Here is a 25,289-nt window from a genome sequence, read left to right as displayed (position 1 = left end):
GCCGCACCAACGAAAACAGGCCTGAACCACCGGCCTGATCCGCCGCGCCCGAGTGCGGCCGAAACATTTCGAACTCATCCATTCGCGCCGATACGCGCGGATTCAGCAAAGGGGACACATGAACGCGGAAGACGCGCGGACGGAATTGCGTCAGCAGATTTTCTCCCTCCTGTCCGAAGTCGCAGGCGGCGTTCTGGAAAACCAGACCATCGAGGCGGACACGGAGTTCCCCGAGACGGGTATGAGCTCCATCGAGTACCTGGCGCTCATCGAGAAGATCGAGACGAAGCTCGATGTGTTCATCGACCTCGAAGAGAACGAGGATCTGACCACTGTGGACAAGTTCTGCGACTACCTGCTGGAGCAGGTTCCGTCGGCCTGAGTCGCCACCGTCAGATCTCCCCGGACCCAAGATCAGGAGTTCCAGTCATCATGCACACCAAGGCCTTCGGCTGCTTCCTGCCTCCCTTCCACGACCCTTCGGTCAGCCCGCACGCGTCGCTGAAGCGCGATATCGAGCTGTGCGGCCTGGTCGACGACCTGGGTTTCGACGAGATCTGGCTCGGCGAGCACCATTCCAGCGGCTGGAGCACGCTCAGCTCCCCCGAGATGCTGATGGCGGCGCTGGCCCGCGAGACGCGCCGCATCCACTTCGCCACCGGCGTGATCCCGCTTCCCTACCACCATCCCCTGCATGTCGCGGAACGGATCGTGCTGCTCGATCACCTCACCGCCGGCCGGGCGATCCTGGGTGTCGGGACCGGGACCTACGTCCACGACATGGAAATGATCGGGGTGGATCCGGCCTCGGTCCGTGATCACTTCCGGGCCGCGCTGGCGACGGTGCAAGCGCTGCTCGACGGCGAGACGGTCAACACCACGACACCGTGGTTCACCGCGAAGAAGGCCGTCCTGCAACTTCAGCCGCTGAGAGGCGCGGGCGCCATCGAGACCGTCGTCGCGTCTTCGCTGAGCCCGGCCGGTATCGAACTCCTGACCGACACCGCCACGACCCCGACCGTCCACGTGGCACCCCCGTGGGGCTCCATCCGGCCCGGAATGGACCCGGATCCGGTCGGCGCGCTGATCGAGCGCGTCGAGTCGTACCGGAACAAGTCCGCGGGCGGGACACGGGTCCGGTGCAATGTCTTCGTCCACATCGCCGACTCCCCCGCCGCCGGGGTGGAAGAACTGCTCGAGGGATTTTCCGCGCTGCGCCGCGGCCTGTACCGCAACACTCTGGGCATGCCCATCCCGGACTCCCCCGTCGCGCACCGCAAGACGTTGCAGAACCTCGTCGGCACGGGCGGGTTCATCGTCGGTGACGCCGCGACCTGCGCCACCCGGATCCGCGATCTGATCGACCGCGTCGGCGACCCGGTGTCGCTGAACTTCTTCGTCCCCAGGTGGATTTCGCACCAGGCGACCCTCGAACAGCTGACGGCGCTCGCGCACGAGGTCCTGCCCGCCCTCTCCGGCGGATACGACGGCACCACCGAGTCCATCCGGCTGACTTCGGAAGAAGCCGCTCGACAACTGAAGTCCCGGACCGAGCTGGTCGGAAACGGAGGCGACAAATGAGCCCCGCCACGGTGAAGCTGGACTTCAGCTCCGACGAGTTCCTCGCCGACCCCTGGCCCATCTACAAGGAGCTCCGGCGGTCGGAACCGGTGTACTGGTCGGCGGCGTTCAACGCCTTCCTGGTCACCAGGTTCGAAGACGTCCAGAACCTGCTGTCGGATCGCGAGGTCGGCAGTGGGTTCCCGATGCGCAGCAGCAGGCGGCTGTTCGGCCGGACGCTGCTGGACACCGACGGCCCCCGGCATCGCGATCTGCGCAAGCTGTTCATGCCGCTGTTCGCCGGCGGATCGGTGAAGCGGCTGCGCACCGAGATCCTCGTTCCCGCGGTGGACCAGGTCCTCGACTCGATCGAGGCCGAGATGGGGGCCAAGGACGAGGTCGACATCGAGTTCATGGAGCGGGTCGCGGTCGGCGTGCCGTACGCGATGGTCACCCGGCTGTTCGGGTTGCCGCCGGAGGACGCGGCCTGGCTGCGCCCCCGGGTCCTTCCGCTGGCGGGCGCGATCGAGTTCCCGGCGACCTCGCTGGACTCGGCGGTCGCGGCCAAGGCGGAGCTGATCGACTACCTCAAGGACAAGCTCGCCCGTCGCCGCGAGGGCGATCCGATGCCGTTCCTCGACCTCGTCTTCCCGCCGGGCGAACCGCTGGACGAGTCCATGCTGGGCACGGCCACGTTGTTCCTGCTGGCCGGGACCGAGACGAGCGTCGCCACCATCGGCAAGATCATGTACGCGGTCCTGGCGCACAATGTCGACCTGTCGACACTGGCGGACCAGGAGTACCGCACCCAGGTGGTCCGCGAGACGCTGCGGTGGGAACCGCCGAGCCACACCATCCTCAGGTACGCGACCGCCGATCTGAACCTCCACGGGGTGGACATCCCGCGCCGGTCCGCGCTGCTGCTCTCGCTGGGCAGCGCCAGCCGCGACGAGAACACCTTCGAGGACCCGGACTCCTGGCGCCCGGAGCGGACCGACCAGCGGCTGCTGGCGTTTTCGGCGGGCCCGCACACCTGCCTGGGCATCCAGCTGGCCTTGGCGGAGTTCGACACGCTGTTCGAGCGGTTGTCGCACCGGTTCGGCGGCGTCCGGCTCAGCGGTTCGCTCGACGGCGTCCGGCCGGGTTTCTGGCGGCTGCGGGAACGGGGCCACATCTTCCGGCGGCCCGATCACCTTCATGTCCGGCTGGAGCGCAAGCGCGCGGGGAGCAGCGGGGCCGATGCCTGATGTGCTCTCCGCTCCCTACGAGCTGAAGACCGAGCTCGCGGGCGAGCTCTCGGAGTACCGCCGCGCGACACTGGTGCTGGCCGCGTTCGCGGTGACCTTGTGCCGGTGGACGGCGGCGAACGAGGCCGCGATCTCGGTCGCGGGGCGGGTGATCCGGGTCCGGGTCGACGACGGGGCGCGGATCGAGGACTTCCTGGGGTCGGTCCACCCGGTCGGTGTCGTCGAAGACGGGCCGGTGGATCTCGTGCTCGGTTCCCTGCACGGGGATCTGCGGTCCGGCGAGGTCCGGTTCGTCACCGAGGTGCCGGACGCCGCGCACGGGTTCGTCGCAGACGTCGCCGCCGCTGTGCACGGGCTGACCTCGCTCGACGGGTGTCTGGAGGACGTGCGCTGCATCGCTCCGGAACGCCGCCGGATCCTCGACGGGCTGGTCGGCGCGAACACTCCTCCGGTGGGCATCGAGGCCCTGTTCCTGGACCAGGTGCGGCTTCGCCCGCAGGAGGTCGCGGTCCGTGACGCGAGCGCCGAGCTGACCTACGGGCAACTCGCGCGGGCCGCCGACGAGTACGCCGGCGTGCTGCGGCGTGCCGGGGTCCGGCCCGGTGACACGGTGCTCGTCGCGACCCGGCGGTCCGTCGGCGAGATCGTGGCGCTGCTCGCGATCGTCCGCGCCGGCGCCGCGTACGCGGGATTCGACGAAGACGTGCCGGAAGCGCGATCGGCCAGGATCGTCGGCAAGCTGGCGCCCGCGGCCGCGGTGGTCGACGCCGCCTCGGCGGGCCATCCCGTCCTGCGCGAGCTCGTCCGGGTCGATTCCTGGGTTCCTGGACAGGAAATCGACGCGGACACCGAGCCGCCGGCACCTGGCCCCGACGATCCGGCCCGGACGGCGTACATCGCGTTCACCTCCGGATCCACCGGCGAACCGAAGGGCGTCGTCGTCCCGCATCGCGCGGTCACCCGGCTCGCGCGGACGCCGGAGCTCCAAACGCGCCCTGGTGACCGGGTGCTGCGGATGGCGCCCCTGGCCTTCGACGCGTCGACCTACGAGATCTGGGTGACCTTGCTCAACGGCGCGACACTGGAGGCCTTCCCCGGAAGACTTCCGTCGGTCCGGAAGCTCGAAAAGTTCTTCACCGAGCGGGAAGTCACGGTCGCCTGGCTGACCGCCAGCCTGTTCCGGCTGGTCGTCAAGTCGCGGCCGCGGGCGCTCGCCGGACTCCGCCGGCTCCTGAGCGGCGGCGAAGTCGTACCGCACGACGCGGCGGCGCAGGTGCTCGAGTCGTACCCCGGTCTGGTGCTCACGAATGGATACGGGCCCACCGAGAACACCACCTTCACGACCACGCACACCGTGCGCGGCCGCGCGGAGATCGACGGGCCGCTGCCCATCGGCAGGCCGATCGCCGGCACCAAGGTCTTCGTTCTCGACCGGAACGCGCGGCTCGTCCCACCCGGCGCGGTCGGCGAACTGTACGCGGCCGGAGCGGGTTTGGCCGACGGCTATCTCGACGACGAAACCGAAACGGGCAAGCGGTTCGGCCACTTCTCCCCGGACGTGGACGAACGCCTGTACCGCACGGGTGATCTGGTCCGGCTCGACCCGAACGGCGACGTGCTCTTCCTCGGCCGCGCGGACAAGCAGATCAAACTCGACGGCCACCGCATCGAAACCGAGGAGATCGGCACCATCCTCGCCGGCCACCCCGGTCTCCGCGATGCCGTGATCGTCGTCGCCCGGCAACCGGGCCAGAGCCCTCAGCTCGTGGCGGGCGTCGTCGCGCACCCCGGCGAGGACACGGATCCCCGTTCGCTGCGCGCGTTCCTGTCGAAGCAGCTTCCGAGTTACGCGATACCCGCCCGCTGGGTGGCGGTCGACGAGATCCCGCTCACCCGCAACGGGAAAGTCGACGAAAAGGCCCTGATCGAAGCCGCGACGGACCGCGAGGTCGTCGCCGCCCGACGAGCGAACGCCGGATGAAGGAGAAATCGATGAGGTTGTCGCTCGGACAGGAGCGGCTGTGGCTGGTGCAGCAACTCGACCGGACCAGCGCCGCGTACAACATTCCGATCGTCCTCCGGTTCCACGACGGCGTCGACTTCGACGCGCTCGCCCACGCGCTCGACGCGCTTGTCGAACGTCATCCGGTGCTCCGCTGGCGGTTCGTCGTGGACGCATCGGGGACACCCGCCGCCGTACCGACCCCGGGCTTCCGCATCCCGGTGGCACGGCGGACCGCGGGACCGGGCGAGAACGAGTGGCAGAAGCACACGGCCGACCTGGTCAGTGAACCGTTCGACCTCGCCGCGGCGCCGCCCATACGCGCGATGGTGGTCGAATGCGCCGACGGATCGGCTGTGCTGTGCCTGGTGAACCACCACATCATCACCGACGGCCGGTCCATCCAGATCGTGACCGAAGACGTCGTCAGGCTCTACCGGTCGGAGACCCTCGCACCGCTCGACGTGACCTACGAGGAGTTCGTCGCGGTGCAGCGCGCCGGCACCGGCTCCGTGGCGGAGCATCTCGACTACTGGCGGCGTGAGCTCGACGGCTTCGAGCCGCTGCGGTTGCCGACGGACCGGCCGCGGACGGGAAATCCCGGCTTCGCGGGCGACCACGTCGATTTCGAGTTCCCCGCCGAGCTCACCAAGGCTTTCAGCGCCTTCGCCCTGCGGAATCGCTGCGCGCTCTCCAGCGCCGTGGCCGCGGTGTTCCAGGCCCTGTTGTCCCTCCATTCGGGACAGGAGGACGTCACGATCGGGACGGTGCTGGCCGGTCGCGACGACCGCCGGTTCGCCGACGTCCTCGGCTTCTTCGTGAACACCGTGGTGCTGCGCACGCACCTCACGCCGTCGATGACGTTCCGCGAGCTGCTGAAGGTGGCACGGACCAAGATGGTCGACGCCTACGCGCATCAGCAGGCGCCGTTCGACCAGGTGGTCGCCGAGGTCCGGCCCGAACGGGACGCGGGCCGCAACGCGATCTTCGACGTCGTGGTCGTGCACAACGGGGAGCTCCCCACACCCGGCGAAGGCGAGATCTCCAGCGTGCCGTGGGCGGGGGTCGCGACCCGGTTCGACCTGGAACTGGTCACCCACCTACAAGACGGCAAGCTGCACGGTTCACTGGTGTTCCGCACCGGTCTCTTCGACCGCTCCACCGCCACGCGGCTGGTCGGCAGGCTCGTCCGGCTCGTCGAACACACGCTGGAGCACCCCGACGAGCCGATTTTCGAGGCACTGCGGGGGCAACTCGACTACTGGCGGAAGCAGCTCGACGACGTTCCCGCGGCACTGGAACTGCCGACGGACCGCGCACGCCCGCCGGTGGCGGCCTACCGCGGCGACTCGCTCTCCTTCACCGTGGATCCCGGCGTCGCCGAAAGCCTCCGCGAAGTGAGCGGCCGTCACGGCGTCACCCTGTTCATGGCGCTGCTGGCGGCCTTCGACGTCGTCCTGTCCCGCTACGCGCGCACCACGGACGTGCCGGTCGGAGTGCCGACGACCGAGCCGTCGACCGGGTTCGATGCCAAGATGCTGGTGCTGCGTACCGATCTTTCCGGCGATCCCACCTTCGCGGATCTGCTGGGCCGGGTACGGGAGACCACGCTCGGCGCGTACGCGAACCAGAACATCCCCTTCGAGCGCCTCGTCGAGGAGTTGGCGCCCCGGCGGGACTTCAGCCGCACCCCGCTCACCCAGGTCGTACTCCGGCTGACGGGCGGGCCGTTGTCGGATGTCTCGCCGGTCGGCACGAAGGCGGAACCGTTCGATCTCGAATGCCAGGTGGCGGACTCCGGCGGCGTGCTGGAAGCGCGGATCGACTACAACGCCGAGCTGTTCGACCGGGTCACGATCGAACGCTTCACCCGGCACTTCCGGCAGCTGCTCGGCTCGGTCGTCGCCGAACCGGAGCGGCCGCTTTCGGCGTCGTCGATGATGGACGATTCCGAGATCCGCCTGCTGACCGAGGATTGGAACGACACGACCAAGGCGTTGCCGTCCCCGGCGACCGTGCCCTCGGTGTTCGCCGAGCGGGTCCGCGACCGTCCACAAGCGACAGCCCTGGTCCGCGGTGACGATTCCCTGACCTACGCCGAACTCGACATCCGGTCCAACCGGCTCGCGCACCGGTTGCGCACCCTGGGCGCCGGGCCGGAAACGGTCGTCGGCGTCTGCCTGCCCCGCTCGATCGGATTGATCACCGCCCTGCTCGCGATCCTCAAGACCGGCGCCGCGTACCTGCCGATCGATCCCGAGTATCCCGAGGAGCGCCAACGGCTTCTGCTCACCGACGGCGGAGCGCGGCTGGTGATCGCGACCGACCTGATCGGCGACCCGACCCTCGACGAGGAACCGGCGACAGCGCTCGAGACCGGAGTCGGGCCGCGCGATCTCGCGTACGTCATCTACACCTCCGGCTCGACCGGACGTCCCAAAGGCGTCGAAATCGAGCACCGGTCGATCATCCGGCTCGTCACCGGGCTGCCGGAGGGCATCCTCGGCCCGGACGAAGTGGTCCTGCACGCGTCGGCGGTCTCCTTCGACGCGGCCACGTTCGAGATCTGGGGTGCCCTCCTCACCGGCGCCACCTGCGTCATCGCGGGCGAACGGGTGCTCACCGCCCGGCCGCTCGCGAACGCGATCACCCGGCACCGGGTCAGCACGGCGTGGCTGACCTCGTCGTTGTTCAACCACATCGTCGACGAGGACACCACGGCACTGAGCGGGCTCCGCCGGCTGCTCGTCGGCGGCGAAGCACTGTCGGTCACCCATGTCCGCCGCGCTGTCGCCGCGCTGCCCGGAACGCGGTTCTTCAACGGCTACGGCCCCACCGAATGCACCACGTTCGCCACGTGTCACCCGATCCCCTCGCCCGTTCCCGAGGGCGCCACCGGAATCCCCATCGGCCGTCCGCTCGGCAACACGCGGGTGTACGTCCTCGACGAGCGCGGCGAGCTCGCGCCGATCGGAGTGCCCGGAGAACTCCACGTGGCCGGCCCCGGTGTCGCGAGGGGCTACCGAGGACAGCCGGAACTCACCGAGCGGCAGTTCGTCCCCGATCGCCACGACACCACCGGCGACCGGCTCTACCGGACCGGGGACATCGTCCGGCACAACGCCGACGGTGACATCGAGTACCTAGGACGCGTCGACGATCAGGTCAAGATCCGCGGCTTCCGCATCGAACCCCGCGAGATCGAAGCCGTACTTCTGTCCACGGAGGACATTTCGCAGGCCGCCGTCATCGCCCGTGAGGACGGCGGCGGGCAGAAGAGGCTCGTCGCCTATGTCAAGGTGTCGGGCGTTCTCGACGACGCCGCTCTGCGTACTCGCCTGCGAAGCGTGCTACCGGAATACATGGTGCCCGCGGCGTTCGTGTCGCTTCCCGAACTCCCGTTGACCATCAACGGAAAGCTCGATGTCCGGGCGCTCCCGGAACCCGAGGGCGACACCCGGGCGGACGAAGCCACTCCCCCGCGGAACCCGACCGAGGAGAAGCTGGCGGCGATCTGGGCCCAGGTCCTCGGCCGCGAGACCGTCGGCAGGGACGAAAGCTTCTTCGACGTCGGCGGGCACTCGCTGAAGGCCGCGCAACTCGCCGTCCGGATCGGGGAGACCCTCCGGATCGACCTGCCGTTGCGGACGCTGTTCGAGCGGCCCACGATCGCGAAGCTGGCCGAAGAGATCAACGGCGAGCGGCGGATCGACGCCCGCTCGTTCGATCCCCAGGCCGTACTTGGCGGCGTCCTCCCGGACCGGCTCCCGCCACGCGAATCCGGCGATCCTTCGGGGATCCTGCTCACCGGGGCCACCGGCTTCGTCGGGGCGTACCTGGTCCGCGAGTTGCTGGCACGGAAGAACGTGCGCGTGCACTGTCTCGTCCGCGCGGCCGGCGAAGCGGCGGGATGGCAGCGGCTGCGCGAGAACCTGGACCGCTACGGTCTGTCGGACGAGGTCGACCACGAGCGGATCACCGTCGTTCCCGGCGATCTCGCGGCACCCGGACTTGGGCTCACCGGTGAGACCTTCGCGCGGCTCGCGGGCGAAATCGACTTGATCTGTCACAACGGCGCACGGGTCGACGCGCTCTCCAGCTACGAACAGCTCGAAGACGCCAACGTGGGCGGCACCCGCGAGCTGATCCGGCTGGCGGCGACCACCCGGCTCAAGCGACTTCAGTTCGTGTCGACCATCTCGGCCGGCGAGGAGAACGGTTCCCGCAGCGGCTACGCGGAGACCAAGTCGCATGCGGAACAGCTGATCACCACCGCGTACGAACGCGGAATGCCGGCGGCGATCTACCGGCTGCCCCGGATCGTCGGCGACTCGCGCACCGGACAGGGGAACACGCGCGACATCATGCTGCGGGTCCTGCGGATCATCCTCGAACTCGGTTGCGCACCCGACACCGAGATCGAGGAACCGTGGATCGCGGTCGATGAAACGGCGAGCACGCTCACCCGGCTCGGCATGGAAGGACAGCAGGACGGCAGCCGGTTCGTGCTGGCGAGCCGGCGTCCGACGCGTCTCACGCACCTGGTCGAACTCCTGCGGAGCACCGGCATGGAGATCGGCGTCCGGCCGGTGGCGGACTGGCTTTCGTTACTCGAAGCCCACTCTCCGGAGGAACACGCCATCCTGAAGTTGCTTTTCGAGTCCACTTCGGACACTTCCGGCAACGGCGTGCCGAGCAGCGCGTTCGACTCGATCGTCGTGCCGAGCCCCGACGACGACGCACTGCTTCGTTACGTCGACCGAATGCTCGTCCGGACCTCCGCAGAAGACACAGAAGACATAGAAGACACAGAAGGGCTGTCGCGAAAATGATCAGTGAAAACCGGATGGCCCTGTACCGGTCCATGAAACAGATCCGGGAATTCGAAGAGCGCTGCCTGGCGATGGCCATCGCCGGTGAGATCGACGGCGGCATCCACCCGTACATCGGGCAGGAAGCGGTCGCCGTGGGCATCTGCGCGAACCTGACCGACCGGGACTTCATCACCAGCACGCACCGGGGGCACGGGCACGTGCTGGCGAAGGGCGCGGATCCACGCCGTCTGCTCGCCGAACTCCTCGGCACCCTCGAAGGCTTCAACAAGGGCCGCGGCGGGTCGATGCACGCCGCGGACATGAAGCTGGGCATCCTGGGTGCCAACGGAATCGTCGGTGCCGGCGGGGCGATCGCCTCCGGCGCCGCCTGGGCCGCCAAGGCCCGCGGGAACTCCGAGGTCGTCGTCAGCTTCTTCGGCGACGGGGCGATGAGCCAGGGTGTTCTCCTGGAAGCCTTCAACCTGGCCGCGATCTGGTCCCTGCCGGTGCTGTTCGTCTGCGAGAACAACATGTACGCGACGAGCCTCAAACTCGAATCGGGGCTCGCGGGTGGCGCCGCACGGCGCGCGGAAGGCTTCGGGATGGTCGCGCGCACGGTCGACGGCATGGACGTCGAGGCCGTGGCGGGTGCCGCGGCGGAACTGGTCGAAGGGTGCCGCGCGGGCCGGGGCCCGGCCTTCCTGGAATGTCAGACATATCGGTTCTTCGGGCATCATTCCGTGCTCGAACTCTTGGGCGTCGAGTTCCGCGATCCCGAAGAAGTGGCCCTGTGGCGCAAGCGGGATCCACTTCCCCTGCTGGGAAGTCAGCTGGGCGATGACGTCGTCGCCGGGATCGACGCCGCCGTGAAGAACGAAATCGACGAGGCGGTCGAGTTCGCGAAGAACGCCCCGTCGCCCGATCCGAAGGACGCATTGATGTACCTGTACGCGGGAAAGACCGCCGTCCGGCCTGGGGTGATCCTGTGAGCGAGCTGCCTTCTCCGTCGAACTTCGGCTACATGCACGCGATGAACCTCGCCCTGCACGCCGAGATGGCGGCCGACGAAGACGTTTTCCTGCTCGGCGAAGACGTCGGTGTCGGTGCGAGCGGGGTCACCTCGGGGCTGCTGCCCCGGTTCGGGCCGGAGCGAGTGCTGGACACGCCGTTGTCCGAGCAGGCCTTCACCAGTTTCGGGACCGGCGCGGCGATGGCCGGCAAGAAACCCGTGATCGAATTCCAGATCTCATCGCTGATCTACCTGGTCTTCGAGCAGATCGTGAACCAGGCCCACAAGTTCTCCCTGATGACCGGCGGGCAGGTACAGATCCCCGTCACGTATCTCGTGTCCGGTTCGGGTTCGCGATTCGGCTGGGCGGGCCAGCATTCGGACAATCCGTACAGCTTGCTCGCCCACGCGGGGATCAAAACGGTGGTCCCTGGCCTGCCCGCGGACGCGTACGGGCTGCTGCGGTCGGCGATCCAGGATCCCGACCCGGTCGCCGTGTTCGCCCCATCGTCGTTGCTGGGAGCGACGGATGTGACCTACGGGGGCGAAGAGGACATCGTCCCGCTGGGAGAGGCGAACGTCGTCCGGGAGGGCGGCGACCTGACGGTGGTGGCGGTGGGCCAGCACGTCGGTACGGCGATCGAAGTCGCCGAGAGCCTCAGCGGCCGGGCCGAGATCGAGATCATCGACCCGCGAACGGTCTACCCCTTCGATTGGGAATGCCTCCGCAAATCGGTCGACAAGACCGGGCGCCTCGTCGTGATCGACGACTCGAACCGCATGTGCGGGCTCGGGGCGGAGATCGTCGCGACGGCGGCCGAAGAGTTCGACCTGGTGGCCCCGCCGAGGCGGGTGTGCCGTCCGGACGGCACCGTCATCCCGTACGCCCTCGCGCTCGACAAGGCCTTGGTGCCGGGACCCGAACAGCTGACGGCCGCCATCAACGCGACACTGAAATGAGGGTGCCCATGGACGAGATTTCGGATCGCTACCGGCGGACCCAGGACGCCTTCGACGCCGTACTCGCCGCCGTGCCACCGGACCGGTGGGACGCCGCGTCGGCGTGCGAACACTGGACGGTGCGTGACGTGACAGGTCACGTCATCTGGGGCCTGGAGGTGCTGCGCCGGCACGCGGACGGCCAGGAGTTCACGGTGGAGAACGGGCCCGCGGGCTCCGAGAAGCCCGGCGAGCTGGCCGGCGACGACCCGCTCGCCGAATGGCGTGCGACGCGCTCCGCGACCGACGCCGTCGTCACCGACGAGGTGCTCGGCCGGCCCGCCCCCGCGTGGTACGTGGCCGACCGTCCCGATGCGACGGTCGCGGACTACCTGGCGTTGCTCACCTTCGACACCTTGGTCCACACCTGGGACATCGGCTCCGCGCTCGGCATCGACGTGCGCATGGAACCCGACGTCATCGCGCCGTCGTTCTCCCTCGCCCGGTTGATCATCAGCCGCACGCCGGGCACCTTCGGCCCCCGGGTGAAACCACCCGCGGACGCCGACCCCCAGACCCGGTTCCTGGCCTTCCTGGGCCGCTCAACCTGAGTGTTCGCCCTCCAATCACGCGAGTTCGGCCTCCAATCACGCGAGTTCGGCCTCCAATCACGCGAGATCGCCCTCCAATCACGCGAGATCGGCCTCCTTGGGGGATCCAGAGTCCCTCAAGGAGGCCTTCACGGCCTTCTGTATCGCTTATGCTCCCCGGCGTGTACTCACCGATCCCCGTCCTGAACGAGCTGAAGGCTCTCTACGACTCGGCCGGCGACTTCATCGCCGATGGCTTCGAGCTGCACGGCTACGACGACAAGGAGCGTTTCCCCAAGGAGCTGGACGACCCGGCGTTCCTGTCGCGCTTGATTCCCTTCGCCCAGGCGAACGGGAGCGGCTCGACGTACGCGATCTGGCGAAGCGGCGACGAGACTGACCTCGCCCTGTCGCCCGTCGTGGTCTTCGGCGACGAGGGCGGTGAACAGGTCGTCGCCCGTGACTTCCGGGATTTCTTGCGGCTGCTGGGTTACGACGGTGAGGTCATGGTCGGCCACGACTCGGCCGACTACTTCCGTGAGGAAGACGACGACCACAGCGGCTCGCACGAAGAGTTCGTCAAGTGGCTTCAGGAGCGCGGCCTGACACCGGCCGAGGATCCGGACGCCATCGTGGCCGCCGCTCAGGAGGTCCACGGGGAGCGGTTCCGAGCGTGGATCACGCCGTTCTACGAGCGGATCGGCTGGGTCTGACCAGTACCTGTGTGGTCGTGCGCCTGTCCGTGAAGGCCTCAATTTGACTTTGCCTACCTTGAAGGTAGTGAAGGAGGCCTTCACGGACCTTTCACCGCTCCGTTCCATCTGGCACGTGACGGGTTGGAGGGTGAGCCGCATTTCGCTCGCTGCGACCGGTGGGCCCGAACTCACGTGCCTGGAAGCCGAACTCGCGTGATGGGAAGCCGAATTCGCGTGACTGGAGCCGGAACTCTCGCACCGTGTGTCGTCCGGCCCCTTGTCGCGAAAGCCACTTTCGGGACACGGTTCAGAGGGCAGGCACGAGTGCCGCAAACCTCCACCCGGAGCTTCCCTGCCCCTCGATAAGCTGCCCACATGCAGATCATCGGGCCGGACGACGCCCTTCCCGGACACCGGATCCGGCGGGTCGCGGTGGCGGGTCCCGCCGGATCCGGCAAGTCGACGCTGGCGCGAACCCTGTGCGAGCGTATGGGGTTGCCGTTCGTCGAGTTCGAGTCCTTCTTCCACGCGCCGGGCTGGACGGTTCGGGAGACCTGGCAAGCCGACGTCCTGAAATTCATCGCCGTCGACGAGTGGGCCATCGAATGGCAGGGCGAAGAGGTTCGGGAGCGGATGACCGAGCGGTTGGACGTCCTCGTCTGGCTCGATCATTTACGTGCCCTGACCGTGACACGCACGGTCGTCCGGACGCTGAAACGTCGTGTGGGGTGCGGCTCGAAGATCGCCGGCGGCAACGTCGAAGGCCCCCTGCACACGTTCTTCACCGAAGGCGACCACATCGTCAAGCTCGCCTGGCGCTACCACCCGATCATGCGCGCTCGCGTGCACAGGGTCATCGCCGAGAACCGGTATCCGGACCTCGTTGTCGTCCGCCTGCGGGGTCAGCGCCAGGTCGATCGCTGGCTCGACGGCCCCCTGGCCCGGAACCTCCGTTAACGAAGATCGCGGACGCGCCAAACGACACCGAGCCGAGGATCGATCCGCTCCACCCTGAAACCCTCGCGCTCGTAGAAGGCTCCCGCACGCTCGTTGGCCGCGAAATGCTCGATGTACAACCGTTCGGTGCCCGCGGGCAACTGTCCGATGAGGACGTCCAGCAGCCGACGGCCCAATCCGCCACCTCGGTGACGAGGGTGCACATACAGCTTGTAGATGACGTGCTCGTCACCGTCGAGTCCGCGCTGTCCGACGCCCACCAGGTGCCCGCCGTCGTCGGCGACCACCATCGAACCGCGGGCCACGGCGCCGGCGATGTTCGTCTCGTTCCACCACATCCGCACCTGCTTGGCAGCGGCTTCTTCGCCGATCAACGGCGTGTAGTGGGCTCGGACGTGCTCCTCGCCGAAGCGGCAGATGGCCATGACGTCGTCTCGATCGGCGTCCCGTACGACCGGTTCCGTCCCCGGCACAGTTCCTCTTCTCTGGCCCGAATTACCGCCACGGGAGGCCCATTCGGGCAATCCCCGATCACGCGGGTTGTCCGAAGACCCACGCGATGGTAACGATACGTGACGATCTCGGGCAGTTCCGTAGACCGCCTCGTCGACCTCGCACTCTCTCCGATCGTGACCCATCCGAACCGAGCCAAGGCGACGCATGCAACCCAATTTCGACGCAGGTGAGGACTTCGCGCTCCTTTTGGAGCGAGAGGCCAAGAAACTCGAGGAAAAAGCCAATGCCCTGACGGCCGCGTTCACCGCGTCCGCGTCCACGGTACGGTCCTCCGACGGTTCGGTGACGGTGACGGTCGAGGCCAACGGCTCGCTGAGCGCGATCGAGTTCGGCAACCGGGCCACCGCGCTGGGACCGGCCCGGCTCTCCTCCCTGGTCATGCAGACGGTGCGCGAGGCCCAGCGCAAGACCGTGGAGAAGGTCACGGAGTCCTACACCGAGATCAACGGCGAAGACGAGGCCGCGCGGCTGGTCCGCACGTTCCTGCCGAAGGTGGAGGACGAGGAAGACGCACCGGACAACCCGGAGCGGGACAAGTGGGCTCCGGAGGCGCACCGCGAGGACCCGCGTCCGCAGGCGGGCTTCCGGCCGCCGCGGCCACCGCAGGCGGGCCCCCCGATGCCGCCGCAGCCGGGCCGTCCCGTGCGGCCGCCGAACCCCCCGGCGCCGCGACCCCGGCGACCGGCCACCCCCGACGACGATGAAATGAGCCCGTGGTGAGCGGATTCGGTGTCAAGACGGAAGCCCTGAACGAGTTCGCCGGTCACCTCGACAAACTCGAGGACGCGCTCCGGGGGAGCGCCGACATGGTGGGCGGCTGCGTGGCCGACCCCGGCATCTTCGGCATCTTCGGCGGCCAGATCTACGGCGCCGGCGCGAGCATGCACTGTGGGAAAGCCCGGGACCACCTGAACAAGTACTCCGAGAACGTGCAGGAGTTCTCGGACAGGGTGCGTGAGGCCGCGAAGAAGTACGACGCCAACGAGCAGGAGGCGGAGAAGCTGATCACCGAGGCCGGCAAGGGCATCGACGAGGTGAAGGTCAAGTGAGCGACGAGTACCGCCCGAACGACTTCGGCAACGGCAGCGGCACCAAGGCCGAGGACTTCAAAGACGAGAAGAACAGCTTCCTCGCGGGCAGTGGTGACACCGCGGGCGCCGGCTTCTTCGACTCCGCGTTCGCCCTGAAGAAGGCCGTCGACGAAGGCGACAGCCTCAGTATCGGCCTGGCTTCGGCGGGGATGGCGATCGAGATCCTCGGCATGGTCGTCGATCCGATCGGGTCGTTGCTCACCGCCGGGATCGGCTGGCTGATCGAGCACATCGTCATCTTCCGCTGGCCGCTGGACTTCCTGCTGGGCGACCCGAAGGGCATCGAGGCGGCCAAGACGGCGATCTACAAAGAGGGCGCGGAAGTGCGGGAGTGGTCGAAGAACCACGCGGCCGCCACCAAAAAGTTCATGGAGAAGTGGGACGGCGAGGCCGCCGACAAGTTCCGGGCCGACATGGAAGGCGTCGCCGCCCAGATCGACGCGCTCGCCGGGTACCTCGATTTCGCGGGCAAGCAGATGGGGATCGCGGGCGCCATGATCGGCGCCGTCCGCGGCATCGTCCGCGACATCATCGCCATGACCCTGGCGGGCATCATCAAGGCCGCGATCGTGGCGGTGGCACTGGCGCCGGTCACCTTCGGCGGTTCGATCATCGCGGCGATCACCTCCATCATGACCACGGTCGGCGTGGCGATCGCCAAGATCGCCAAGCAGATCGCCGACGTCGCCAAGAAGCTCGGCGAGATGATCAAGATCCTGGCCAAGACCCGCGGATCGGCGGACGACGTCGTGAAGCTGACCCTCGGCGGCGGCAAGGTCACGCTGCCGACGCCGAAGCCGAAACCCGGCGGTGGCACGCCGATGCCCGGCGGCAAGAAGCCGATCGAAGGCCCGCCCACCAAACCGGCCGACACCTCCCCGGACGCGAAGCCCGATGGTCCGAAGCCTCCGCTGGAAAAGCTCAGCGACATACCTTCCAGGATCGTGAGCGAAAAGCTGGCGAAGGTGCTGGAGGGGAACCCGGACAAGGCGAAGATCATGGAGAAGTTCGCCTACTGGAACAGCTTTCCGATGGGCCAGCTGGCGCGGAAGCATCCTGACATCGCGAAGGCGATCGACTCGACGGTCAAGGTGCTCAGCGACCCGACCTACGGTGCGTCGGGCCTGGCCGGGAAGACCATCGTCGAGATGACGAAGGCCATCCCGCCGGCCGTGAAGGAGAAACCACCGGAGGACGAGGAAGAGAAGTGAGCATGGGCGGCCCCGTACCGGTTTCGGTACGGGGCCGACTTGTGCTTTCGTTCGGTCCATGACTGAACGGGTGAACATCTCTTCCGGCGGGGACTTCGAGCGGGTCTTCGGCTACAGCCGGGCCGTGCGCGTCGGCGAGCACATCCACGTCTCCGGGACCACCGCGCGGGAACCCGCCCGTTCCGGCGACGCGTACGAGCAGGCCACGGCCGTGCTTTCGATCATCGAGACCGCGCTGCGGGACGCCGGTTCGAGTCTGGTCGCGGTGGTCCGCACGGTCACCTACGTGACCGACATCGAGGACGCCGAACTGGTGGCACGGGCACACCGCGAGGCCTTCGGTGACGTGCTTCCCGCGGCCACGATGGTCGAGGTCTCGGCGTTGCTCGACCCGAAGATGAAGGTCGAGATCGAGGCCTACGCCATCGAAAAGTAGGTCACCGCCCGAACGAACCGACCAGCGCCTCGGGAGCTTCGCGCGTCTCGTGGAGCTTCCAGAAGGCGTCGGCGAAGACGTCCGGATGGATCACCTCGGGCTCGAAGTCCAACGGGCTCGAGGTGAGCGCTTGATGCGGCACGCTGCCCTCGATCAACGCGCCGACGTTGACAGCCCCGGCGTAGACGCCCTTCTCGGCGAGCACTGCGTTCAGGTTGAGGAAGTAGTTCCGCAGCGCGGCCTGCGCCATGCCGATGTTGCCGAGGAAGGGCGCCGGATGCAGACCGGACTGCCCGGCGGTGAACAGGACGGCGCCGTCACCGCGCTCGGTCATACCCGGCAGTACGGCCCGCACCAGCGCTACCGCGGACACCAGAAAGCGGTCGAGGACCAGCCGCAGGTTCTCCGGATCGACGTCGAGTACCGGCACGATGCCCTCGCCCATGGTTCCGCCGCCGGGGTTGAAGGCGGCCACGTCGACGCGGCCGATCGCGGTGACGGCGGCCGTGAGCTGTTCGGGCTCGTAGACGTCGGCGGTGAACCCGTTCGCTTCGATGCCGTCCTTGGCGAGTTCGGCGACGAGCGCGTCGAGGTTCTCGGTGGTGCGCGCGACGAGGGCGATGCGGAAACCCTCGCGGCCGAAGCGACGCGCGAGCGAAAGTCCCAGCACCGGTCCGGCGCCGAAGATCGCGAGCGTCCTGGTCATATGTCCTCCCAGAGTTAAGTTGAGGTCCTCCTCAACTTATACCGGTAACTTGAGGGTGCCTTCAACTTGGCTAGGATGGTCGCCATGACCAAACCTCTGCGGAAGGACGCCCGGCGCAACCGTGACCTGCTGGTCGAAGCCGCCAGGGACCTCTACTCGGTGCGCGGCCTCGACGTCCCGCTCGAAGAGATCGCCAAGACCGCGGGCGTCAGCATCGGCACGCTGTACAACCACTTCCCCCAGCGCGCGGATCTCGTGAACGCCGTGTTCGCCGACCGGACCGAGACCGTCGCGAAATTGGCCGAACACGCGCTCTCCCTCGACGACGCCTGGACCGGTCTGACGTCTTTCGTCGAGCGGATCTGCGAATTGCAGGCAGCCGACCGCGGCTACAACGAACTCGCCTCGACGCGTCCGCCACAGACCGAAGACCTCGAACGGGGTTACGAACTGATGACCCGGATCGTCGAACGCGCCAAGGAAAGCGGTGACCTGCGCGCCGACTTCACCCTCGAGGACATGGCGTTCGTGACCTGGGGGATCGCGCGCACGGTGGAGGCGACCGCGGCCGTGCGCCCGGCGGCGTGGCGCCGCCACCTCGCGCTCCTGCTCGACGGCATGCGGGCCACGGCCGCGAACCCGTTGCCGGAACCGCCGTTGTCGCCCGGCGAACTCGCGCGGCTGATGGGGCACTGCGACTGAGGGCAACCCGCGGACCCTCCGGTGCGTGTTCAGCCCGGAGGGAGATCCGATGAAGACGAAAGCACTGCTCCTTCCCCTTGCCGTGGCCCTGTTCGCGATGACGGCCTGCTCGGGTGGACCACCGCCCCCCGCGCCCGCGACAGTCACCGTCACCCCGTCGTCGCCGTCGTCGCCGTCGCCAGCCGGTCCGGACGCCAAGACCGTCGCGTGGCTCGACGGGATGTGCGGCGCGCTGTACGGCTATGTGAAGGCCAGCAACGACCACGCGAGCAAACAGGCGTCGGGCGTCGAAGTGACGCGGAGCTGGCTGAGCGAGGATCTCGGGGTGCGCGCCGGACTCGCGGACAAGGTCATCGGCGAGCTGGCCGCGCTGCCCGCATCACCGATCCCCGGCGGCGACGCGGCCAAGAAGTCCATTGTGGACCGTTACACCGCGGCACGGGACGCGGCGGCCGAAGGCAAGCGGAAACTCGACGCGTCCAAGGGCCAGGCCGCGCTGGATCAGGGGCTCAAAGCCCTTGAGGCGGCCCAGAAACCGCTGACGGAAACGACGATCCCTTCGCTTCGGTCAAGATGGACTCGCCGGAACTGGCGGCCGCCGCCGCGGCCGCCAAGAAGTGCGTGCCCGCCTCTTGACGCAGGCCTCGGCCTGTTCCGCCGCCAATCACGCGAGTTCGCGAGCCGGTCAGGTTCCCGATGTCGCATCCGAGACGCTCGGTTTCTCCAACGCGACATCGGGAACACCCGGACCGCGGCGGCCACTCACGAGAAGGGACCGGTCAACCGATCTCCGGCGTGATCCCGCCCGCCGCGGCGAGCGCGCGATGCAGCGCGAGTTCCGCGGTCGGCCCTTCGGCCAGCACGATCCCGGTGCACGAGCGCTGATCCGTCAGGTGCCGGATCTCGTCACCGGGGCTCGCCGTCGGATACCACTCCGGCGCGCCCGGGAGGCCTGGCAGCTTGTCGAGCCCCGACCAACCCTTCAGCACGCCTTCCTTGGTCGGGTACGCCAGCACGAACCCGATCCCGGGCCCCCCGCCCACCTCCCGGGTGAGCAAGGCGGGTTCCTCGCCCAGCGCCATGGCGATCATCGCGGAGTAGACGTTGGTGTCCAACGACCGGCACAGCGCCTCGCCGAGCATCGCCCCGCCGATCCGGATGTTGATCTCGACGACTTCCGGCCCGTCGGCGGTGAGCACGAATTCGGTGTGCGCGAAGCCCTGCTCGTGTCCGGCGGCCTTGAGCACCCGGCCGATCCAGTCGGCCAGTCCGGCGTATTCGGCCGCGGGGAAGGCCACCGGGAACGCGGCGGCCTCCTCACGTCGCACGGGTTCCGGCGAAAGCTGACGGGAGAGAATCCCGAGCAGCCGCGTCCTTCCTTGCCAGGTGACGGTTTCCGCGCTGTAGAGGGGGCCGGCGAAATACGGTTCGGCGATCAGATGCCCCTTGAGCGGCGTCTCCTTCGCCTCCCGCCTGGCTCGCTCGAGTTCGGCCTCATCGCGGACCAGCCATACCCCGCGTGACGACGTTCCCGAAGAATCCTTGAGCACCAAAGGAAACCCGAGTTCCTCGGCGACCATGACAGGTGCCGGCCTGCCGCGGGTGAGTCCGTGTTCGTACAGCAGATCGCGCACCGCACCCTTGTCTCGCAGTACACCGACGGCGGCCGCGTCGGGACCGGGCAGGCCGAGCCGAGCGGTGAGTTCCGCGCCGGGAAGCGCCCAGGTGTCGGTCGAATTGATGATGCCGGCGAGGTCCGGGATGGCGCGCAGCGCCGTTTCGCAGGCCGCGATGTCGGTGGTGTCGATGTCGACGACCTCGATCCTGTCCGGCCCGAGGGTGCCGAGTTCGTACCGGTAGATGTCGCGATTTCCGGTGAACAGCACCAGTTTCCGCCCGGCCTCCGCCGCGGCGTCGGCCAGCCTGCCCAGGCCGAACGTCAATGCTTCCAACAGGACAATGGTCACGACGCCCGGTCCTTCCGGTACAGCGGTTGTGCGGGGATCCCGAAACGGCGGCGGCTCCAATCCATCGCCGCCCACGGCAGGGCGAGTTCGTCCAGTGAAGCGATCTCGCGCGGCGCGAGCCCGGCCGGGTCGACCGCTTCCCGATGCCGGGCGAAGACCCTCGCCGTGTAGCGATGTCCGGTGTCGGCGCCGATCACGACGTGCGTCCGATCCGGATCCCGCGCCGCCTCCCAGCCCGCGACGAGGTACGCGGCACCGGTGGAAAGCCCGGCGAAGACGGCGTGGTCGCGCATCAGGCCGATGGTCGCCGCCATGGCGTGCACGAAGTCCAGCCAATGGATCCGGTCGTACAGTGCGTGATCGACGTTGCCGAACGGGATGGCGGAACCGATTCCCGCGATGATCGCGTCCGGATCGGTGAACCGCTCGCTGCCGAAGGTGACACTGCCGAACGGCTGGACACCGGTCAGGCGGACGTCCGGATCACGTTCGCGCAGCGACCGCGCGATCCCGCCGGTGGACGCGCCGGTGCCCACACTGCCGACGACGGTGAGCGGCCCGGACGGCAGCGCACGGGCGACCAGATCGGCGACCTCGCCATAACCCAGGTAGTGGACGGGATCGTGGTACTGGCGCATCCAATGCATGCCCGGATGACTTTCCAGCAGTTCGTGCACGCGCGCGACGCGGCGCCGCTGGTCGAGGCGGAGGTCGTCCGACGGCGGCATCTGGTCCACCGTCGCGCCCAGGATCTCCAGCTGCGAACGCATGGTGAGGTCGACGGTGGTGGAGGCGACGATATGGCAGCGCAGACCGTAACGATGACAGGCCATCGCCAGCGCGAGCGCGTAGATCCCGCTGGAGCTGTCGATCAGTGTCTGTCCTTTTCGGACGGTACCGTCGGCGAGCAGCGACCGGACCGCGCCGAGCGCCGCGTAGACCTTCAGGGTTTCGAAGCGGATCAGCACGACGTTCGGCGTGAGCCGGATCAACGCCGGGGTCTTGATCGCGTCGGTGACGTGCTCGTGGACCAGCGCGGACATCGCGTTCACCGCCCGATCGAACGCAGGTACGCGGCCAGTGATTCGGCGCCCGCCGCGTTGCGCGGGCCGCTCACGAGATCCCCGTAGGAGACGACGTGGAACCGGTTGTCGCGCACGGCGGGGGTGTTCTTCAGCTGTGGCGCGGATTTGATGAACGCGATCTTGTCCCGCGCGGGCTGGTCCGCGTAGTCCACCACGACGATCACCTCGGGTTCGGCCTTCACCACCGCTTCCCAGCCGACGCTGCCCCAGCCGTCCTGGAGGTCGCGGAAGACGTTGGTCCCGCCCGCGGCGTCGATGATGTCGTGGGGAGCGGCGTGTTTTCCGGAGGTGAAGGGCTGGTCGGTGCCGGAGTCGTAGACGAACACCTTGGCGGGCGGGGTCTTCGGCGCTCCGGCGCGGACCTTGTCGAAGCGTCCCTTGAGTTCCGTGACCAGTTCGTCGGCCCGCTGGCGGACGCCGAAGATGTCGCCGAGGTTGCGCAGGTCGGTATAGAGTGCCTCGAGCGGCGTCACTTCCGACCTCGCGGCCGGATATTCCCAGCAGGACTCGGTGTGCAGATAGCTCGAGATGCCGACCTGCTCCAGCAGCTTCGGCGTGATCCCGCGCTCCTCGCTGAAGCCCGAGTTCCAGCCCGCGATCACCCAGTCCGCTTTGGCGTTGACCAGGATCTCGCGCGTGACCCGCGAGGTGCCGAGCCGTTCGACCTTGGCGTAGTCGTCCTTCCACGGCGATCCGGCGATCGACGGATCGCCGAGCGAGTTCATCACGTAGCCGCGCATGCGGCCGGCGAGACCGAGCGCGAACATCTTCTCGGCGCCGGAGACGTCGTAGGCCACCGGGCGTTGCGGCGCCGGGAAGGTGACCTGCGCGCCGCAATTGGTCACCGTGGCCTGTGCCGGTGCGGCCGGTCCGGCCTCGACCTGGGCACCGCAGGCGCTCAGGAGCAGCGCCGCGGCGAAGAGCGCGGTCACCCTGGACGGCTTCATCGTGTGATCCCCTCGGTTTCGTCGGCGGGAAGGTCGTACAGCAGCTGGAGCGCCCCGGTCACGGGATGGGTCACCTGGGTGACCTCGACGCCGAACACGGCGCGGACCGTTTCGGGCGTGAGCACTTCGGCCGGGGTTCCGCAGGCGGCGAGCGATCCGCCGCGCAGCAACGCGATCCGGTGACAGACGGCGGCGGCGAGGTTGAGATCGTGCAGGGCGACGAGCACGGTGAGCCCGCAGTCGCGCAGGAATTTCAGCAGTTCCACCTGGTGTCGGACGTCGAGGTGATTGGTCGGCTCGTCGAGGACCAGCACCTCCGGTTCCTGGACGAGCGCCCTCGCCACCAGGACCCGTTGCCGCTCGCCGCCGGAAAGCGTCAGCACACTGCGCTGGGCGAGATGGGTGATGTCCATCCGCCGCAACGCTTCCCGGCACAACGCGCGTTCGCGGACCGACAACCGGAGATTGCCGCGCTGATGCGGAGACCGGCCGAGCGCGACGACCTCCTCGACGGTGAAGTCCAGATCCGCCCGGCTGTCCTGGGTGAGCGCGGCGATCCGGCGGGCGGTGTCGCGCAGCCCCTGTTCCGCGAGGTCGATGCCATCGAGCAGGACGGCGCCGCCGGACGGGGTCAGCGCCCGGTAGACGCAGCGCAACGCCGTCGACTTGCCGCTGCCGTTGGGACCGAGAAGGCCGACGACCTCGCCCGCGCCGACGTCCAAGCGCAGTGCACGGATCAGCGTCGATCCGGCCACCTCGACGGAAAGTTCGCGCAGGGACAGCATCAGCGGCCCCCGAACGCGTAGCCGCGGCGCCGCATCACGACGAGGAACACCGGGACGCCGATCAGCGCGGTGATCACCCCGAGCGGTAGTTCCTCCGGTGCGACGAGGGTACGGGCGAGCAGATCGACCCACACCAGGAACACCGCCCCCACGAGCGGCGCGAGCGCCAGCACACGGCGGTGCCCCGAACCGGCGATCATCCGCACCACATGCGGCAGGACCAGCCCGACGAACCCGATGGAGCCGCTGACCGCCACCAGCAGCCCGGTGACGACCGCGGTGAGCAGGAAGAGCCAGCGGCGCAAGGCGGCCGCGTCGGTGCCGAGGCTCATCGCGGTCTCGTCGCCCAGGGAAAGGACGTCGAGCGCGGTGCCGTACCGCAGCAGGACCACGATCGCCACGGCCACCCCGAGCGTGGCCAGCGGCAAGGACGCCCAGGTCGACGCGCCGAGGCTGCCCAGCAGCCAGAACAGCACGGTCTGCGCGGCCTGGCCGCTGGGCGAAAGGTAGACGAGCACGCTCATCACGGCTTGGAAGGCGTAGGTGAGCGCGACCCCGGTGAGCACGAGACGCAACGGCGTCAGGCCGAATTTGCTGCGGGCGGCCAGATAGACGAGCGCGGTCGCGCCCAGGGCGCCGAGGAAGGCGGCCGTCGACAGCGCCAGCACACCGAGCCCGGCGAACAAGCCGAACACCACGACGGCGGCGGCACCGACCGAAGCACCCGACGAGATCCCGAGTACGAACGGATCGGCGAGGGCGTTGCGGACCAGGGCCTGCACGGCGACCCCGACCACCGCGAGCCCCGCGCCGACCACGGCCGCCAGCAGTACCCGCGGGGTGCGGACCTGCCAGACGATCGAGTACCCGGTGACCTCCTCACCGGTGATGGTGCCGCCGATGATCGCCTTTCCCAGGTAGCGCAGGACATCCGGGAGAGCCACGGTGGACGGGCCGAGCGCGATGCCCGCGATCAGCGAGATCAGGAGCGCCGCCGACAGCAGCAGCACCGGGCCGGTGAGCCGCAGCGGGCGCGCGACTTTGTCGTCGCGCCCAAGGTCGTCCGGTTCGGCGAACAGGCGAAGCGTTTCAGCCGGCACGTTCACCACGCACGATCAGGCGGCGCGCGTGGTTGTCGTACGGCGAGCCGTCGAAGTCGCCGAAACACTCGACGCCGGTGAAGCCCACCGTCTCGAACAGCGCCTTCAGTTCCGCGGCGCTGTACAGGAAGGACAGGATCGACACCTGCTTCGCCGCTCCGTCGCGGACCAACGTCCATTCGGTCTTGAGGCGGCTCCAGTCGTCGAGGACGGTGTCGCGCATGAACACCGTCCCGCCGTCGACGTCGACCGCTTTCGGGCGGCCGACCCAGCCGGCGAGCACTTCCTTGCCGAGGACGTCGATCAGCAGGCTGCCGCCGGGCGCGAGGCTCGCGAAGGCGTTTCGCAGCACGATGAGGTTGTCGCCGGGGTCGGTGAAGTAACCGAACGACGTGTACATGTTGATGATCAGGTCGTACGCGCCGGGTTCGGCGTACTCGCGCATGTCGGCCTGAATCAGTTTCGCGGCGACTCCGGCGCTTTCGCAGACCTCACGCGCGCGTTCGAGCATCGCCGGGCTGAGGTCGACGCCGGTCACGTCGGCGCCCTTCTTCGCCAACGGCACGACGTGGATCGCCGGGCCGCACGCCAGATCGAGTACCTTCGCGCCGTCGGCGACCTGGAGCAGCGGTGACGTGGCCGTCAGGCGTTCGGCCTCTTCGGCCCGGCTGGGCGGGAACATCACGTCCGCGAAGCCGACCCACAGGTCGTCGTCCTCGTACCAGTGCATCTCTCTCCGCTCGCCGGACCGCATGTGTCAGCCCCACAAGTCGTCGAAAGGTCGTCTTCGGTTCCCGGTTTCGCCGCCTTTCTCGTGGAGTGATCACGCGAGTGCCCGTCCAGGTGGTCGTGGGGGGGGGGGGGGGGGGGGGGGGGGGGAGGAGACACACCCCCAGCCCGGCACCCGCCGCCCCCTCCCCGGGGGGGGGA

24 protein-coding genes are annotated in these 25,289 nt (G+C 68.4%); 16 read left to right on the top strand and 8 right to left on the bottom strand.

Annotated features, from left to right (window positions below):
• The first annotated feature begins 118 nt into the window (after positions 1–118).
• The 10 genes from ACZ6DT_RS09800 to ACZ6DT_RS09755 all read left to right on the top strand — a co-directional run bounded on the left by ACZ6DT_RS09800 (position 119) and on the right by ACZ6DT_RS09755 (position 13,813).
• The gene (locus ACZ6DT_RS09800; RefSeq protein WP_125785211.1) at positions 119–382 is read left to right on the top strand and encodes an acyl carrier protein; all 264 of its coding nucleotides are present in this window, start codon (positions 119–121) and stop codon (positions 380–382) included.
• A gap of 50 nt (positions 383–432) precedes the next feature.
• A complete protein-coding gene (locus ACZ6DT_RS09795; RefSeq protein ID WP_465591354.1) occupies positions 433–1,581 on the top strand; it encodes an LLM class flavin-dependent oxidoreductase in 1,149 nt (382 codons plus the stop codon).
• On the top strand, positions 1,578–2,807 hold the full coding sequence (locus tag ACZ6DT_RS09790; RefSeq protein ID WP_465591351.1) for a cytochrome P450: 1,230 nt from the start codon (positions 1,578–1,580) through the stop codon (positions 2,805–2,807). Before ACZ6DT_RS09795 ends, ACZ6DT_RS09790 begins: the two co-directional genes overlap by 4 nt.
• Positions 2,800–4,788, top strand: coding sequence for an amino acid adenylation domain-containing protein (locus tag ACZ6DT_RS09785; RefSeq protein ID WP_465591348.1), 1,989 nt, complete (start codon positions 2,800–2,802; stop codon positions 4,786–4,788). Before ACZ6DT_RS09790 ends, ACZ6DT_RS09785 begins: the two co-directional genes overlap by 8 nt.
• Positions 4,789–4,799: 11 nt before the next feature.
• Positions 4,800–9,641 (top strand): amino acid adenylation domain-containing protein, encoded by a 4,842-nt coding sequence (locus ACZ6DT_RS09780; protein ID WP_465591345.1) that lies wholly within the window; start codon positions 4,800–4,802, stop codon positions 9,639–9,641.
• Positions 9,638–10,612, top strand: coding sequence for a thiamine pyrophosphate-dependent dehydrogenase E1 component subunit alpha (locus tag ACZ6DT_RS09775; RefSeq protein WP_465591342.1), 975 nt, complete (start codon positions 9,638–9,640; stop codon positions 10,610–10,612). The genes ACZ6DT_RS09780 and ACZ6DT_RS09775 overlap by 4 nt, the downstream gene beginning before the upstream one ends.
• Positions 10,609–11,592, top strand: coding sequence for an alpha-ketoacid dehydrogenase subunit beta (locus tag ACZ6DT_RS09770; RefSeq protein ID WP_465591339.1), 984 nt, complete (start codon positions 10,609–10,611; stop codon positions 11,590–11,592). The genes ACZ6DT_RS09775 and ACZ6DT_RS09770 overlap by 4 nt, the downstream gene beginning before the upstream one ends.
• 8 nt (positions 11,593–11,600) lie before the next feature.
• Positions 11,601–12,182, top strand: a complete 582-nt coding sequence (locus tag ACZ6DT_RS09765) for a TIGR03086 family metal-binding protein (RefSeq protein WP_465591336.1) — start codon at positions 11,601–11,603, stop codon at positions 12,180–12,182.
• Positions 12,183–12,343: 161 nt separating this feature from the next.
• Positions 12,344–12,874, top strand: a complete 531-nt coding sequence (locus tag ACZ6DT_RS09760) for a hypothetical protein (RefSeq protein WP_465591333.1) — start codon at positions 12,344–12,346, stop codon at positions 12,872–12,874.
• Positions 12,875–13,231: 357 nt separating this feature from the next.
• Positions 13,232–13,813: an AAA family ATPase gene (locus ACZ6DT_RS09755; protein WP_465591330.1), complete on the top strand. Its 582-nt coding sequence runs from the start codon at positions 13,232–13,234 to the stop codon at positions 13,811–13,813.
• On the opposite strand, the gene ACZ6DT_RS09750 is transcribed toward ACZ6DT_RS09755, so the two are convergent.
• A complete protein-coding gene (locus tag ACZ6DT_RS09750) occupies positions 13,810–14,238 on the bottom strand; it encodes a GNAT family N-acetyltransferase (protein WP_465591846.1) in 429 nt (142 codons plus the stop codon). The two genes, ACZ6DT_RS09755 and ACZ6DT_RS09750, sit on opposite strands and share 4 nt — an antisense overlap.
• A 235-nt stretch (positions 14,239–14,473) precedes the next feature.
• Here ACZ6DT_RS09750 and ACZ6DT_RS09745 point away from each other — a divergent pair, with 235 nt between their 5' ends.
• From ACZ6DT_RS09745 to ACZ6DT_RS09730, 4 genes are read left to right on the top strand one after another with little or no spacing between them, the layout of a single operon-like run.
• Positions 14,474–15,049 (top strand): YbaB/EbfC family nucleoid-associated protein, encoded by a 576-nt coding sequence (locus ACZ6DT_RS09745; RefSeq protein ID WP_465591327.1) that lies wholly within the window; start codon positions 14,474–14,476, stop codon positions 15,047–15,049.
• Positions 15,043–15,378, top strand: coding sequence for a type VII secretion target (locus tag ACZ6DT_RS09740; protein WP_465591324.1), 336 nt, complete (start codon positions 15,043–15,045; stop codon positions 15,376–15,378). Before ACZ6DT_RS09745 ends, ACZ6DT_RS09740 begins: the two co-directional genes overlap by 7 nt.
• Positions 15,375–16,631, top strand: coding sequence for a hypothetical protein (locus ACZ6DT_RS09735; protein ID WP_465591321.1), 1,257 nt, complete (start codon positions 15,375–15,377; stop codon positions 16,629–16,631). Before ACZ6DT_RS09740 ends, ACZ6DT_RS09735 begins: the two co-directional genes overlap by 4 nt.
• Before the next feature lie 58 nt (positions 16,632–16,689).
• Positions 16,690–17,067, top strand: a complete 378-nt coding sequence (locus ACZ6DT_RS09730; RefSeq protein WP_465591318.1) for a RidA family protein — start codon at positions 16,690–16,692, stop codon at positions 17,065–17,067.
• Position 17,068: 1 nt separating this feature from the next.
• On the opposite strand, the gene ACZ6DT_RS09725 is transcribed toward ACZ6DT_RS09730, so the two are convergent.
• Positions 17,069–17,773 carry an SDR family NAD(P)-dependent oxidoreductase gene (locus ACZ6DT_RS09725; RefSeq protein WP_465591315.1) on the bottom strand — a complete coding sequence of 235 codons (705 nt, stop codon included), beginning with the start codon at positions 17,771–17,773 and terminating at the stop codon, positions 17,069–17,071.
• Between the two features lie 84 nt (positions 17,774–17,857).
• Between ACZ6DT_RS09725 and ACZ6DT_RS09720 the strand changes: the two genes are divergently transcribed.
• Both ACZ6DT_RS09720 and ACZ6DT_RS09715 read left to right on the top strand, forming a co-directional pair.
• Positions 17,858–18,475 (top strand): TetR/AcrR family transcriptional regulator, encoded by a 618-nt coding sequence (locus ACZ6DT_RS09720; RefSeq protein ID WP_465591312.1) that lies wholly within the window; start codon positions 17,858–17,860, stop codon positions 18,473–18,475.
• 49 nt (positions 18,476–18,524) lie between these two features.
• A complete protein-coding gene (locus tag ACZ6DT_RS09715; RefSeq protein WP_465591309.1) occupies positions 18,525–19,274 on the top strand; it encodes a hypothetical protein in 750 nt (249 codons plus the stop codon).
• Here the strand turns inward: ACZ6DT_RS09715 and ACZ6DT_RS09710 are convergent.
• Genes ACZ6DT_RS09710 through ACZ6DT_RS09685 form a run of 6 tightly spaced genes read right to left on the bottom strand, consistent with a single transcriptional unit; the run spans position 19,255 to position 25,089 of the window.
• On the bottom strand, positions 19,255–20,442 hold the full coding sequence (locus ACZ6DT_RS09710) for an ATP-grasp domain-containing protein (RefSeq protein WP_465591307.1): 1,188 nt from the start codon (positions 20,440–20,442) through the stop codon (positions 19,255–19,257). The two genes, ACZ6DT_RS09715 and ACZ6DT_RS09710, sit on opposite strands and share 20 nt — an antisense overlap.
• Positions 20,439–21,494: a cysteine synthase family protein gene (locus ACZ6DT_RS09705; protein WP_465591305.1), complete on the bottom strand. Its 1,056-nt coding sequence runs from the start codon at positions 21,492–21,494 to the stop codon at positions 20,439–20,441. Before ACZ6DT_RS09705 ends, ACZ6DT_RS09710 begins: the two co-directional genes overlap by 4 nt.
• Positions 21,491–22,474, bottom strand: coding sequence for an ABC transporter substrate-binding protein (locus ACZ6DT_RS09700; protein ID WP_465591302.1), 984 nt, complete (start codon positions 22,472–22,474; stop codon positions 21,491–21,493). Before ACZ6DT_RS09700 ends, ACZ6DT_RS09705 begins: the two co-directional genes overlap by 4 nt.
• Positions 22,471–23,259, bottom strand: a complete 789-nt coding sequence (locus ACZ6DT_RS09695; protein WP_465591299.1) for an ABC transporter ATP-binding protein — start codon at positions 23,257–23,259, stop codon at positions 22,471–22,473. The genes ACZ6DT_RS09700 and ACZ6DT_RS09695 overlap by 4 nt, the downstream gene beginning before the upstream one ends.
• Entirely contained in the window at positions 23,259–24,368 is a 1,110-nt protein-coding gene (locus ACZ6DT_RS09690; protein WP_465591296.1) for a FecCD family ABC transporter permease, read from the bottom strand. The genes ACZ6DT_RS09695 and ACZ6DT_RS09690 overlap by 1 nt, the downstream gene beginning before the upstream one ends.
• On the bottom strand, positions 24,349–25,089 hold the full coding sequence (locus ACZ6DT_RS09685) for a class I SAM-dependent methyltransferase (protein ID WP_465591293.1): 741 nt from the start codon (positions 25,087–25,089) through the stop codon (positions 24,349–24,351). The genes ACZ6DT_RS09690 and ACZ6DT_RS09685 overlap by 20 nt, the downstream gene beginning before the upstream one ends.
• Between the last annotated feature and the right edge of the window lie 200 nt (positions 25,090–25,289).

The organism is Amycolatopsis sp. NPDC041971 (assembly GCF_055588925.1).
This window is presented reverse-complemented; position numbering and strand designations above follow the sequence as displayed.